This window comes from uncultured Nocardioides sp. (assembly GCF_947488025.1).
GTDB lineage: Bacteria > Actinomycetota > Actinomycetes > Propionibacteriales > Nocardioidaceae > Nocardioides.
Genome location: NZ_CANKYS010000003.1, coordinates 1 through 12,345, shown reverse-complemented (window position 1 = coordinate 12,345; position 12,345 = coordinate 1). Strand labels below are relative to the sequence as shown.

The 12,345-nt window shown below is 70.8% G+C and carries 13 protein-coding genes; 5 read left to right on the top strand and 8 right to left on the bottom strand.

Annotated features, from left to right (window positions below; translation table 11 throughout):
* The gene (locus Q1B24_RS06635; RefSeq protein ID WP_299925198.1) at positions 1 to 930 is read right to left on the bottom strand and encodes a GNAT family N-acetyltransferase; all 930 of its coding nucleotides are present in this window, start codon (positions 928 to 930) and stop codon (positions 1 to 3) included.
* A gap of 63 nt (positions 931 to 993) precedes the next feature.
* On the opposite strand from Q1B24_RS06635, the gene fdxA reads away from it, so the two are divergent.
* Both fdxA and dapC read left to right on the top strand, forming a co-directional pair.
* Positions 994 to 1,320: a ferredoxin gene (gene fdxA, locus Q1B24_RS06630; protein WP_056604759.1), complete on the top strand. Its 327-nt coding sequence runs from the start codon at positions 994 to 996 to the stop codon at positions 1,318 to 1,320.
* Complete coding sequence (gene dapC, locus Q1B24_RS06625) at positions 1,317 to 2,477, top strand: succinyldiaminopimelate transaminase (RefSeq protein ID WP_299925176.1); 1,161 nt, start codon at positions 1,317 to 1,319, stop codon at positions 2,475 to 2,477. Before fdxA ends, dapC begins: the two co-directional genes overlap by 4 nt.
* Before the next feature lie 111 nt (positions 2,478 to 2,588).
* Here dapC and Q1B24_RS06620 read toward each other — a convergent pair whose 3' ends face one another.
* From Q1B24_RS06620 to Q1B24_RS06590, 7 genes are read right to left on the bottom strand one after another with little or no spacing between them, the layout of a single operon-like run.
* On the bottom strand, positions 2,589 to 3,557 hold the full coding sequence (locus Q1B24_RS06620) for a hypothetical protein (protein WP_299925173.1): 969 nt from the start codon (positions 3,555 to 3,557) through the stop codon (positions 2,589 to 2,591).
* A gap of 9 nt (positions 3,558 to 3,566) precedes the next feature.
* Complete coding sequence (gene dapD / locus Q1B24_RS06615; RefSeq protein ID WP_299925170.1) at positions 3,567 to 4,496, bottom strand: 2,3,4,5-tetrahydropyridine-2,6-dicarboxylate N-succinyltransferase; 930 nt, start codon at positions 4,494 to 4,496, stop codon at positions 3,567 to 3,569.
* 43 nt (positions 4,497 to 4,539) lie between these two features.
* Positions 4,540 to 5,085: a DinB family protein gene (locus tag Q1B24_RS06610; protein WP_299925167.1), complete on the bottom strand. Its 546-nt coding sequence runs from the start codon at positions 5,083 to 5,085 to the stop codon at positions 4,540 to 4,542.
* Between the two features lie 58 nt (positions 5,086 to 5,143).
* Positions 5,144 to 5,911, bottom strand: coding sequence for an ABC transporter permease (locus tag Q1B24_RS06605; protein ID WP_299925163.1), 768 nt, complete (start codon positions 5,909 to 5,911; stop codon positions 5,144 to 5,146).
* Positions 5,911 to 6,702, bottom strand: a complete 792-nt coding sequence (locus tag Q1B24_RS06600) for an ATP-binding cassette domain-containing protein (protein ID WP_299925160.1) — start codon at positions 6,700 to 6,702, stop codon at positions 5,911 to 5,913. The genes Q1B24_RS06605 and Q1B24_RS06600 overlap by 1 nt, the downstream gene beginning before the upstream one ends.
* Complete coding sequence (locus Q1B24_RS06595; protein WP_299925157.1) at positions 6,699 to 7,067, bottom strand: DUF1048 domain-containing protein; 369 nt, start codon at positions 7,065 to 7,067, stop codon at positions 6,699 to 6,701. The genes Q1B24_RS06600 and Q1B24_RS06595 overlap by 4 nt, the downstream gene beginning before the upstream one ends.
* A 1-nt stretch (position 7,068) precedes the next feature.
* Positions 7,069 to 7,398, bottom strand: coding sequence for a PadR family transcriptional regulator (locus Q1B24_RS06590; protein ID WP_299925154.1), 330 nt, complete (start codon positions 7,396 to 7,398; stop codon positions 7,069 to 7,071).
* A gap of 355 nt (positions 7,399 to 7,753) precedes the next feature.
* Here Q1B24_RS06590 and ileS point away from each other — a divergent pair, with 355 nt between their 5' ends.
* From ileS to Q1B24_RS06575, 3 genes are read left to right on the top strand one after another with little or no spacing between them, the layout of a single operon-like run.
* Complete coding sequence (gene ileS / locus Q1B24_RS06585) at positions 7,754 to 10,957, top strand: isoleucine--tRNA ligase (RefSeq protein ID WP_299925151.1); 3,204 nt, start codon at positions 7,754 to 7,756, stop codon at positions 10,955 to 10,957.
* 38 nt (positions 10,958 to 10,995) lie between these two features.
* Positions 10,996 to 12,054, top strand: coding sequence for a succinyl-diaminopimelate desuccinylase (dapE, locus tag Q1B24_RS06580; RefSeq protein WP_299925148.1), 1,059 nt, complete (start codon positions 10,996 to 10,998; stop codon positions 12,052 to 12,054).
* Positions 12,051 to 12,200: a hypothetical protein gene (locus tag Q1B24_RS06575; protein ID WP_299926435.1), complete on the top strand. Its 150-nt coding sequence runs from the start codon at positions 12,051 to 12,053 to the stop codon at positions 12,198 to 12,200. Before dapE ends, Q1B24_RS06575 begins: the two co-directional genes overlap by 4 nt.
* The last annotated feature ends 145 nt before the right edge of the window (positions 12,201 to 12,345 follow it).

Below are 12,345 nucleotides of genomic sequence, written 5' to 3'. Positions count from 1 at the left end.
CTACGGGGCCGCGAGGTAGCGGTTGGTGTGGTGGGTGACGAAGCCGAGCCGGTCGTACGTCGCCAGGCCCGCCGTGTTGTCGACCTCGACGTGCAGCCACGCCGTGGTCGTGCCAAGCGAGGCGGCCCAGTCGAGGAGGTCGGCGACGACCGCCGTGCCGAGGCCCTCGCGCCGCCGGGCCGGGTCGACCTCGAGGGTGTGCAACCCCACCCAGTCGCCGTCGAGGTGCGCCTCTCCGCGGGCGACCACCGTGTCGCCGCCGACCTCGACCAGGCAGGACGAGCCGGTCTCGGTGATCCGGGCGTCATCGAGCCCGCGCCCGGCGGCACGCAGAGCCCGGGAGACGGAGGCGACCTGGAAGTGCGCGTCGCCACCCGGGACGGGCTGCCAGCCCAGCGAGGTGAACCAGCGGGCGTAGCTCGAGCGCAGCTCGACCTGCACCATGGCCGCCTGCCCGCGGTCTGCGTAGAAGCGGCGTACCTCGTTGGTGGCGTGCGAGAGGGGGATGCCGGCGTCGCCCATCGCCAGGGCGGAGTTCGCGCGCTTGCGCGGTCGGTCGCCGCCAGCGGCAGGGCGTGCCCGGAGGACCCACGCGCCGAGGTCGACCCGTTCCATGTCGGGCCACAGGCCCAGCCCGTGCCCCTCGGCCTCCCGCGGCGACACCCGCGAGCGCACGGACGCGCGCGGGGGCACCGGCTTGCCGGTCACGATGTCGGCCAGCGCCACGACGACCGGCCCGTGGCCGTCCCGGTCGATGGTCAGCGAGTCCGCACCCCACGACGTACACGTGCCGAGGACGTCGTTCGCGCGCCCGTCGGGCAGCAGGTGGCGTACGACGACGCGCTGGCCGACGACGTGGGGGCCGAGGCGGTGTCGGCCCACGCGCGCCTCGTCCGTCTCGCCGGGGTGGGGTTCTGGCGTGTCGGGCACCCGCCGGATACTAGAGTGAGAGGACTGCAAGCCCCCGATCCCTTCCGCCTTCAGGAGGACCTGGTGACCTACGTCATCGCCCAGCCGTGCGTCGACCTCAAGGACCGCGCGTGCGTCGACGAGTGTCCCGTCGACTGCATCTACGAGGGCAAGCGGATGCTCTACATCCACCCCGACGAGTGCGTCGACTGCGGCGCCTGCGAGCCGGTCTGCCCGGTCGAGGCGATCTTCTACGAGGACGACACCCCGGAGGAGTGGAAGGGCTACTACGACGCCAACGTCCACTTCTTCGACGACCTCGGCTCGCCCGGTGGCGCCGCCAAGATGGGCGTCATCGACAAGGACCACGAGCTCGTCGCCGCGCTGCCCCCGCAGGAGCACGACGAGTGACTGACCTTCCGCTGGTCGAGGAGGTCGCGCAGCGACCGTCACGAGACCACCGGAAGGTTTCGCAGCGCCTCCCGGACTTCCCCTGGGACAAGCTCACGACGTACGCCGCGACGGCGCGCGTGCACCCCGGCGGGGTCTGCGACCTCTCGGTCGGCACGCCTGTCGACCCGACGCCCGCCGTCGTCCAGGACGCGCTGCGGGCGGCGGCCGACTCCCCGGGCTACCCGACCACGATCGGGCTGGAGGCGACGCGCCAGGCGGCGATCGACTGGCTGTCCCGGCGCCACGGCGTGACCGGCCTCGGGCTCGACGGCGTGCTGCCGGTGACCGGCTCCAAGGAGCTCATCGGGTCGATGGCGCTCCACCTGGGCATCGGTCCGGGCGACCTGGTCGGCTACCCGGCCCTGGCCTACCCGACGTACGAGGTCGGCGCGGCACTGGCCGGCGCAGACAGCCTGGCCACCGACTCGCTCACCGCCTTCGGGCCGCGCACCCCGCGCCTGCTGTGGCTCAACAGCCCGGCCAACCCGACCGGACGGGTGCTGCCGCTGCCGCACCTCCGCAAGGTCGTCGACTGGTGCCGCGAGCGCGGCACGGTCCTGGTCTCCGACGAGTGCTACATCGAGTGCGCATGGTCCGACGACCCCGCCGAGCGGCCGTTGTCGATCCTCGACCCGCAGGTCAACGGCGGCTCCCTCGACGGCATCCTCGCCGTCCACTCACTGTCCAAGCGTTCCAACCTGGCCGGATACCGCTGTGCGTTCCTGGCCGGTGACCCCGCCCTCGTCGGCGAGCTGCTCGCCGTCCGCAAGAACCTCGGCCTCCAGATGCCCGGCCCCCAGCAGCGCGCCATGATCGCCGCCCTCGACGACGACGCCCACGTGGAGCAGCAGCACGCGACCTACGCCGCGCGCCGCTCGCAGCTGAAGGACGCCCTCGAGGCGGCCGGTTTCCGCATCGACCACTCGGAGGCCTCGCTCTACCTCTGGGCGACGAAGGGCCAGGACTGCTGGCGGACCGTCGCCGACCTCGCCGAGCAGGGCATCCTCGTGGCGCCGGGGGAGTTCTACGGCGCGGCGGGACGCGAGCACGTACGCGTCGCCTTCACGGCCACCGACGAGCGGGTCGCCGCCGCGGTCGCGCGCCTCGCCGGCTGATCCCCGACCTGTTGGGGAAGTCCGACACCTGGTGGGGGTTGTAAAGGCCCCGAAGTGACGGAGTCCCCGCTCGAGCGGGGACTCGACGGGCGCGAGGGACGCCGACCCGCGTCAGTCGAAGACGTCCACGTGGACGTGGTCGCGGTGCTCGAGGATCGCCCGGTCGCCAGCTGAGGACGACGGCACGCGGTAGTCGCGCCAGCCGTCGCCCGCCCACGACCCGGCGCGCCAGATGCGGTCGTCGAAGATGATCGTCCTCACGTCGAGCCGGTCGGCGTTGGCGACGAGGTAGGACGCCATCGCCCAGCCGCGCTTCTTGTTCTCGTCGTTGATCGGCCGGAAGAACACGTCCATGGCCCGGCCCTCGTAGTGGGGCGAGCCCTCCATGTGGCCGCTCGACACGCCTCCCGGCTCGAACCCGCCGAGGGACAGCGCGCCGAACCGCTCCTCGAGGTCACGGCGTACGACGGCTGCGCGGGCGACGAGCCCGGCCTCGTCGAGCACGTCACCGGCCTCGTCGGCGTCGCCCGGGACGTCGCACCACAGCGCGGCGCGGGAGTTGCCGGTCAGTGCGGAGGCGAGGGCGCGGCCGTCCTTCTCGTGGTCGGCGTAGGCATCGGGGAATCCGGAGCGCTGCACCTCCTGCGCGGCGACGGTGATCTCCATCGAGTCGTAGCCGTCGACCTTCTGCAGGGCGTCGTAGAAGGCGTTGGTGGCGTAGACGGGGTCGGTCAGCTGCTCGACGCTGCCCCAGCCCTGCGACGGCCGCTGCTGGAACAGCCCGACGGAGTCCCGGTCGCCGTAGTCGATGTTGTAGAGCTTCGACTCCTGGTAGGCCGTCGCGAGCGCGATGCTCGCCGCCCGCGCGGGCATGCCGCGCTCGGCGGAGATCGCGGTGATCAGCGCGGCGTTCTCGGCCTGCTCGAGGTCCACCTCGACGGTGTGGCCGTCGACCTCGGCGGTGCACCCGCTGGTCTCGAGCAGCGGCGGCACCGCACCGCGGTCCACGAGGACCACGGCGGTCGCCACGGCGCCGAGCGCGACCACCGTGCCGACGGCGGCCGTGCGGAGGGAGGGCACGAGGGAGTCCTAGTTGGCGTGCAGCGCCGCGTTGAGGGCGATGCCCTCGCCCTTCCACGGCACGGCCTCGATGGCGCCGCTCACGGAGTTGCGGCGGAACAGGACGTTGTCGACGCCCGAGAGGGTGGCGGCCTTCACGACGGCCGGCTTGCCGTCCATGTCCTTGACGGTCACCTTGGTGCCCGCCGTGACGTAGCAGCCGGCCTCCACGACGCAGTCGTCGCCGAGCGAGATGCCGATGCCGGCGTTGGCGCCGAGCAGGCAGCGCTCGCCGATGGAGATGACCTCCTTGCCGCCGCCCGACAGCGTGCCCATGATCGAGGAGCCGCCGCCGACGTCGGAGCCGTCGCCGACGACCACGCCGCCGGAGATCCGACCCTCGACCATCGAGGTGCCGAGCGTGCCGGCGTTGAAGTTCACGAAGCCCTCGTGCATCACCGTGGTGCCCTCGGCGAGGTGGGCGCCGAGGCGGACGCGGTCGGCGTCGCCGATGCGTACGCCGCTGGGCACGACGTAGTCGACCATCCGCGGGAACTTGTCGACGCCGAAGACGGTGACGTGCTGGCCGCTCGCGCGCATCCGGGTGCGGGTGGACTCGAAGCCCTCGACCGCGCACGGGCCGGCGGAGGTCCACACGACGTTGGTGAGCAGGCCGAAGATCCCGTCGAGGTTCAGCCCGTGGGGCCTGACCAGGCGGGAGGAGAGCAGGTGCAGCCGCAGCCAGACGTCCTGGGTCGACGCGGGTGCGTCGTCGAGGTCGGCGATCTCGACCAGCCGCACCTCACGTCGTACGCCGCGGACCCCGTCGTCGCCCTCCAGCGCGGACAGCTCCGTCGGGGCGTCGCCCTCCGTCGTGCCGAGGGCGGGGGAGGGGAACCAGGCGTCGAGGACGGTGTCGCCGTGCAGGGTCAGCAGGCCGTATCCGGAAGCAGCAGTCACGCGCACAGCCTACGGAGCGCGTTCCACCCGACCGGGTGGCGGCCTACTGGCCGGCGCGGCCGTCGAGGCACTCCCGCACCAGGTCGGCGTGCCCGCAGTGGCGGGCGTACTCCTCGATCATGTGCACCACGATGTCGCGCACCTCGACCGGGTCGCCGTGCACGTCCACGACTGCGTCGAGGTCGGTGCGGTCGAGGACCTCGCGGGCGTACGCGATCTCCGACTGCCACAGCGCGTGGCTGGCGCGTACGAGGTCGTCGTCGGCGCCGGGGAAGGTGAACCCGGCGTCCTCGGCCTCGTCCTGGAAGAGCCGAGGGATGTCCATCCGTGCCTCGATCACTCGGCGGAACCAGCTCTGCTCGACCCGCGCCATGTGCCGGACCAGCCCGAGCAGCGAGATGTTGGACGGCGGCACGGCCCTCGTCGCCAGCTGCTCCGCGGTCAGGTCGTCGCACTTCAGCGCGAGCGTCTGCCGGTAGTGCTCGAGGTAGCCGACGAGGCATTCGCGCTCCCCGCGCGTCGGACCCATCTGCATCCGCGGGTCCTGGTCGGTCGGGAGCCACATGCCGTCGTACCCGGGGTTCGCCATGGCAGCAGCCAACCCGCCCACGCCGCCACGGCGCAAACGGATTGGCCGGAGGGCTCGGTCAGCGCAGGCGTCTGCGGTACGTCGCGACCGCCCAGGCGTACGCGAGGACGAGCAGGCCGAGGCACCAGGCGAGTGCGACCCACAGGTCCGATCCGGCCGGATGTCCGTCGAGGAGGGCCCGGATCGCGTTGACGATCGAGGTGACGGGCTGGTTCTCGGCGAACCACGCCACCGGGCCCGGCATCGAGTCGGTCGGGACGAACGCGGAGCTGATGAACGGCAGGAAGATCAGCGGGTAGCTGAACGCGCTCGCGCCGTCCACGGTCTTCGCCGACAGACCGGCCACGACCGCCAGCCAGGTGAGAGCGACGGTGAAGAGCAGCAGGATGCCCGCCGCGCCCAGCCAGGCGAGGACGCCTGCACCGGACCGGAAGCCCATCGCCAGCGCGACCGACACGACGATGGCGAGGGAGACGGCGTTGGCCACCAGCGAGGTCAGCACGTGGCCCCACAGCACAGCGGACCGGCCGATCGGCATCGACTGGAAGCGCTCGACGATGCCGCCCTGCAGGTCGAGGAAGAGGCGGTACGACGTGTAGGCGACGCCGGATGCGATGGTCATCAGCAGGATGCCGGGCAGCAGGTAGGTCACGTAGGGCTCGTCCGAGCCGGTCTCGATCGCTCCGCCCAGGACGTAGACGAACAGCAGCATCATGGCGATCGGGGTGACGGCCGTGGTGATGATCGTGTCGGGGCTGCGGAGGATGTGTCGCAGGGACCTGCCGGTGAGGACGGCGGTGTCGGCGACGGCGTGGGTGGCAGACATCAGGACTCCTCTCCTGCCGCGGACGGGACCTGCTCGCCGACGAGGGCGAGGAAGACCTCTTCGAGGCTTGGTTGCTTCTCGACGTACTCGACCCGGGCCGGGGGCAACAGCTTCTTGAGCTCGTCGAGGGTGCCGTTCTGGACGATGCGACCCCCGTGGAGGATCGCGATGCGGTCGGCGAGCTGCTCGGCCTCGTCGAGGTACTGGGTGGTCAGCAGCACCGTGGTCCCCGACTCGGCGAGCTGCCGGATGGTCCTCCAGACCTCGATGCGTGCCTGCGGGTCGAGCCCCGTCGTCGGCTCGTCGAGGACGACGACCGGCGGGTCGCCGATGAGACTCATCGCGATGTCGAGACGACGGCGCATCCCGCCGGAGTAGGTACCGGCCCTGCGATCGCCGGCGTCGACGAGGTCGAACCGCTCGAGCAGGTGGTCGGCCACCGCGCCCGGCTCCCGCACGTGCCGCAGCCGGCCGACCAGGACGAGGTTCTCGCGTCCGGTGAGCACCTCGTCCACGGCGGCGAACTGCCCGGTGAGGCTGATCGACTCGCGCACGTCGCCGGGGCGCTCCCGGACGTCGAAACCGTTGACCTCGGCCGCTCCCGTGTCGGCGCGGAGCAGGGTCGCGAGGATCTTCACGAGCGTCGTCTTGCCGGCCCCGTTGGAACCGAGGAGGGCGAAGATGCTGCCCGGGGCGACGTCGAGGTCGACCCCGCGGAGCACGGCCACGTCGCCGTAGGCCTTCTCGACGCCCTGCACCCGGATCGCCGGGGCGGGGGTCGCGGTGCTCATGACCGGTCCCCCTTCTCGAGGTCGTCGAAGGCCCGGACCAGGCGGGCGCGCTCCTTGTCGATCCAGCGCTTGCCGCCGTAGGACTCGGCGTAGTTCTCGGCGAACTCGACCGGGTCGTCCCCGACGATCTCCCGCACCGGCGTCCCGTCGAGCGCCGCGCGCTCCCAGAGGTCGGCGAGGTCGACGAACATCTGCACGATGACGTCCCCGTCGACGACGCCGCCGAAGTACATCAGGTAGCGGTTGACCGCCTCTGCGGCGGCGGCGTACGGCTGGGGCAGGGACTCGACGCGCGCCTTCGCCTGCTTGTACTGCTTCTTCTGCTCCAGCGATCCGGTGATCGCCTCGAGCCACCTGGCGGCCATGTCAGTTCTCCTCGTGAAGCTGGTGGATGCGTGCGGCGAGGAACTCCCAGTTCCTCCAGAACTCGTCGAGGACCGTGCGGCCCTCGGCGTTGAGCGTGTAGACCTTGCGCGGCGGCCCCTTCTCCGACGGGACCTTCTCCACGTCGACGAGCCCGCGCCGCTCGATGCGCACGAGGACGGCGTAGACCGTGCCCTCGACGATGTCGGTGAAGCCCTGCTCGCGGAGCCGGGCGGTGATCTCGTAGCCGTAGGCCGGCCGGGTCGCCAGGACCGCGAGGACGATCCCCTCGAGGGTGCCCTTGAGCATCTCGGTGAGCTGCTTGCTGCCCATGTGGCCGCCCTCTCTCTCGGTAGTCGGTGCCACTGGTATTCGGTGTTGCTGAGTACCAGTAAACTGTGCCACAGACTACTGGTACTTGGCAACACTGAATACTGGGCAATCGATTGGCGCGCCCGCGCGCGAGCGCCGTACGATCGCCGCAGGCGTCTGAGCCGTCATCAGCGGCGAGCCTCGGGAAGAACGGGTACGGCGATCCGGCCGCGACCTCACTAGACCCCGACGGGTACGGCCCGACACAGCCGCAACGAAGCGGGGATCCCCGGATCCCAAGCGAGGTGGTACCGCGGCAGACGTCGTCCTCGTGTCAGGAGACCGAGACGTACGACGCACCGCGAGGAGCACCCAGATGACCTACCCCAAGGTCAGCCACACCGGAGCCACCACGGTGGCCGGCAGCCCGCGCTTCCCGGAGATCGAGGAGGCGGTGCTCGCCTACTGGGAGTCCGACGACACGTTCCGCGCGAGCGTCGAGCAGCGCGACGCCGGCCAGGACGGCGCCAACGAGTTCGTCTTCTACGACGGCCCGCCCTTCGCGAACGGCCTGCCGCACTACGGCCACCTGCTCACCGGCTACGTCAAGGACCTCATCCCGCGCTACCAGACGATGCGCGGGCACAAGGTCGAGCGCCGCTTCGGCTGGGACACCCACGGCCTGCCCGCCGAGCTGGAGGCGATGCGGCTCAACGGCATCAAGACCACCGACGAGATCGTCGAGCTGGGCATCGAGAAGTTCAACGAGGCGTGCCGCCAGAGCGTGCTGAAGTACACCGGCGAGTGGCGCGACTACGTCACCCGGCAGGCGCGCTGGGTCGACTTCGACAACGACTACCGCACCATGAACCCGGAGTTCATGGAGTCGGTCATCTGGGCCTTCAAGCAGCTGCACGACAAGGGCCTGGTCTACGAGGGCTTCCGCGTGCTGCCCTACTGCTGGCAGGACGAGACGCCGCTGTCCAACCACGAGCTGCGGATGGACGACGACGTCTACCAGATGCGGCAGGACCCGGCCGTCACCGTCGGCTACGACGTCACCACCGACGGCCCGATGAAGGGCGTCAAGGTCCTCGTCTGGACGACGACCCCGTGGACCCTGCCGTCCAACCTCGCCGTCATGGTCGGTGAGGACATCGACTACGTCGTCGTCACCTCCGACGGCCCCACGGGCAGCCCGGAGCGCTACCTGATCGCCGAGGCCCGCCTGGCGTCGTACGCCCGCGAGCTCGGCGAGAGCCCGGAGGTCACCTGGCGCGGCACGGGCGCCGACCTCGTCGGCCTCGAGTACGCCCCGCCGTTCTCCTACTACGCCGGCCACGAGCGCGCCTTCCGCCTCGTGCCCGCCGAGTTCGTCACGACCACGGACGGCACCGGGCTGGTGCACACCGCCGGCGCCTTCGGTGAGGACGACAAGGTCGTCACCGACCGCGAGGGCATCGAGGCGGTCATGCCGGTCGGCAAGGACGGGCGCTTCACGTTCCCGGTCACCGACTACGAGGGCCTGCAGGTCTTCGACGCCAACCTGCAGATCATCGACCACCTCAAGGCGGCCACCAAGGCCGAGGGCGAGACGGGAAGCGTCACCCCCGGGACCGTCCTGGTGCGCCGCGAGACGTACGACCACTCCTACCCGCACTGCTGGCGCTGCCGGCAGCCGCTGATCTACAAGGGCGTCTCGTCGTGGTTCGTCGAGGTGACCAAGGTCAAGGAGCGCCTGATGGCGCTCAACCAGGACATCCGCTGGGTGCCCGAGCACATCAAGGACGGCCAGTTCGGCAAGTGGCTGGAGAACGCCCGCGACTGGTCGATCACCCGCAACCGCTTCTGGGGCTCCCCGGTGCCGGTGTGGAAGTCCGACGACGAGCACCACCCGCGCGTCGACGTCTACGGCTCCTTCGAGGAGATCGAGCGCGACTTCGGCACGTTGCCGCGCGACAAGGACGGCAACCCGGACCTCCACCGCCCGTTCGTCGACGAGCTGACGCGTCCCAACCCCGACGACCCGACCGGGAAGTCGACGATGCGCCGCGTCACCGACGTCCTCGACGTGTGGTTCGACTCCGGCTCGATGTCCTTCGCGCAGGTGCACTACCCGTTCGAGAACAAGGACTGGTTCGACAACCACTTCCCGGGCGACTTCATCGTCGAGTACATCGGCCAGACGCGTGGCTGGTTCTACACGATGCACGTCCTGGCGGGCGCGATCTTCGACCGGCCGGCGTTCTCGACGTGCCTGAGCCACGGCATCGTGCTCGGCAACGACGGCCAGAAGATGTCGAAGTCGCTGCGCAACTACCCGGACGTCCGCGAGGTCTTCGACCGCGACGGCGCCGACGCGATGCGCTGGTTCCTCATGTCGAGCCCGATCCTGCGCGGCGGCAACCTCGTCGTCACCGAGCAGGGGATCCGCGACTCGGTGCGGCAGGTGCTGATCCCGCTGTGGAACAGCTGGTCGTTCCTCAGCCTCTACGCCAACGCGGCCAAGGGCGGCGAGGGTTACGACGCCATCTGGCGCACCGACAGCGCGCACCCGATGGACCGCTACATCCTGGCCAAGCTGCGCGACTACGTCGCCGCGATGACCGACCAGCTCGACAACTACGAGGTGGCCGCGGCGTGCGACTCGACGCGCGGCTTCCTCGACGTGCTGACGAACTGGTACATCCGGCGCTCGCGCGAGCGCTTCTGGGACGAGGACCCCGATGCCTTCGACACCCTGCACACGGTGCTCGAGGTCGTCTGTCGTGCCACGGCGCCGTTGATGCCGCTGACCACCGAGGAGGTCTGGCGCGGCCTGACCGGCGAGCGGTCGGTCCACCTGACCGACTGGCCCTCCGCCGACGACCTGCCGGCCGACGAGTCGCTGGTCGCCTCCATGGACACCGTCCGTGACGTCTGCTCGGCCGGGTCCGCGCTGCGCAAGGCCGCCAACCTGCGCAACCGCCTGCCGCTCTCGCAGCTGACCGTCGTCACCGACGCCGACCTCACCGGCTTCGAGTCGCTGGTCGCCGACGAGCTCAACCTCAAGGCCGTCGAGGTCCTCGCGGCCGACGCGCCCGAGGCGGCGTCGTACGGCGTCTCGCAGCGGCTCACGGTCAACGCCCGCGCCGCCGGCCCGCGGCTGGGCAAGGACGTCCAGCTCGCCATCAAGGGCTCGAAGTCCGGCGACTGGTCGGTCGCCGAGGACGGCACCGTGACGGCCGGCGGGCTCGCGCTGGTCGAGGGGGAGTACGCCCTCGAGACGGTGGCCGGGTCGTCGGACGAGGCCACCGCGATCGGCATGCTCCCGCGCGGCGGCTTCGTCGTCCTCGACACCGCCGTCACGCCCGAGCTCGAGGCCGAGGGCGCCGCGCGCGACCTGGTCCGCGCGGTGCAGCAGGCCCGCAAGGACGCCGGCCTGCAGGTGAGCGACCGGATCAGCCTCACGATCACCGGTCCCGAGGCCACCCTGGCCGCGGCCCGGACCCACGAGGCCATGATCGCCGACGAGACGCTCGCCACCTCGGTGACGTACGCCGACGCCGCTGAGGTGGACGTGCAGGTCGCCCGGGCCTGAGAGCCGACGGCTGGTCGGCGGGCTGGTTGGATGGGGCCATGGCCTCACTCGACCTGTCCGCCGACGTCGTCACCCTGACCCAGCAGCTCGTCGACATCTTCTCCGTCAGCCACCAGGAGCAGGAGATCGCCGACGCCGTCGAGGCGGCCCTGGCGGCGCTCCCGCACCTCGCGGTGACCCGTCGCGGTCACACGATCGTGGCGCGCACCGAACTGGGTCGCGGTGAGCGGGTGGTGATCGCCGGCCACATCGACACGGTGCCGCTCAACGACAACCTGCCCTCGCGGCTCGAGGGCGGGATCCTGCACGGTCTCGGCACCTGCGACATGAAGGGCGGCGACGCGGTGATGCTCAAGCTCGCCGCCGACCTCACCGAGCCCGACCGCGACCTGACCTTCATCTTCTACGAGGCCGAGGAGGTCGACTCGGTCCACAACGGCCTGCGCAAGCTGACCGAGAGCGACCCCGAGCTGCTCGAGGCCGACTTCGCGATCCTCATGGAGCCGAGCAACGCCGCGATCGAGGCGGGCTGCCAGGGCACCATGCGCGTCGACGTACGGACCACGGGCGAGCGCTCGCACAGCGCTCGCAGCTGGAAGGGCGTCAACGCCATCCACCTCGCCGGCCCGGTGCTCGGCCGGCTCAACGACTACGTCGCCCGCCGGCCCGAGATCGACGGCCTGACCTTCCACGAGGGGCTCAACGCCACCGGCATCCGCGGCGGGGTCGCGGGCAACGTGATCCCCGACGAGTGCGTCGTCGAGGTCAACTTCCGCTTCGCCCCCGACCGCAGCGAGGCCGACGCCGAGGCCTTCGTCCGCGACTTCTTCGACGGCTACGACGTCACGGTGACCGACATGGCCGCCGGCGCGATGCCCGGCCTCGACCGGCCCGCGGCCAAGGCGTTCGTCGATGCGGTGGGCGGTGAGCCGGCCCCGAAGTTCGGCTGGACCGACGTCGCGCAGTTCACCAAGCTCGGGATCCCGGCGGTCAACTTCGGCCCCGGTGACCCGATGTTCGCCCACAAGCAGGACGAGCACGTGCCGGTCGAGCACATCGAGCGGTGCGAGCGGATCCTCAAGGAGTGGCTGGCATGAGCACCCCAGGACGCGACCGGCACGGCGACCGCGTGGCGGGTCCTGTCATCGAGCGCCGGGGCCAGGTGCACGAGGGCAGCACGACCGACCAGCGCCTGCTCGACTCCCGCGGCGCGACCGACTGGGTGCACACCGATCCGTGGTGACATGTAACGATCGCATCCACACGTTCGGGCATGAGTGTGCGTAGTATCCGTCCGACGGTGGAGTCCTTAGCCTCGATCCACCGATGGGCTTGGGGTTGTGAGCGCGTCGTGAAGTGAGAATGCCCTTACGTGCTGGGAAAATCGG

What these genes read in the sequence shown, in the direction of transcription:
- Q1B24_RS06610 (WP_299925167.1), bottom strand. Translation starts at nt 5,085, where the DNA reads ATGGCGAACCCCGGGTACGACGGCATGTGGCTCCCGACCGACCAGGAC.
- Q1B24_RS06605 (WP_299925163.1), bottom strand. Translation starts at nt 5,911, where the DNA reads ATGTCTGCCACCCACGCCGTCGCCGACACCGCCGTCCTCACCGGCAGG.
- Q1B24_RS06600 (WP_299925160.1), bottom strand. Translation starts at nt 6,702, where the DNA reads ATGAGCACCGCGACCCCCGCCCCGGCGATCCGGGTGCAGGGCGTCGAG.
- Q1B24_RS06595 (WP_299925157.1), bottom strand. Translation starts at nt 7,067, where the DNA reads ATGGCCGCCAGGTGGCTCGAGGCGATCACCGGATCGCTGGAGCAGAAG.
- Q1B24_RS06590 (WP_299925154.1), bottom strand. Translation starts at nt 7,398, where the DNA reads ATGGGCAGCAAGCAGCTCACCGAGATGCTCAAGGGCACCCTCGAGGGG.
- ileS (WP_299925151.1), top strand. Translation starts at nt 7,754, where the DNA reads ATGACCTACCCCAAGGTCAGCCACACCGGAGCCACCACGGTGGCCGGC.
- dapE (WP_299925148.1), top strand. Translation starts at nt 10,996, where the DNA reads ATGGCCTCACTCGACCTGTCCGCCGACGTCGTCACCCTGACCCAGCAG.
- Q1B24_RS06575 (WP_299926435.1), top strand. Translation starts at nt 12,051, where the DNA reads ATGAGCACCCCAGGACGCGACCGGCACGGCGACCGCGTGGCGGGTCCT.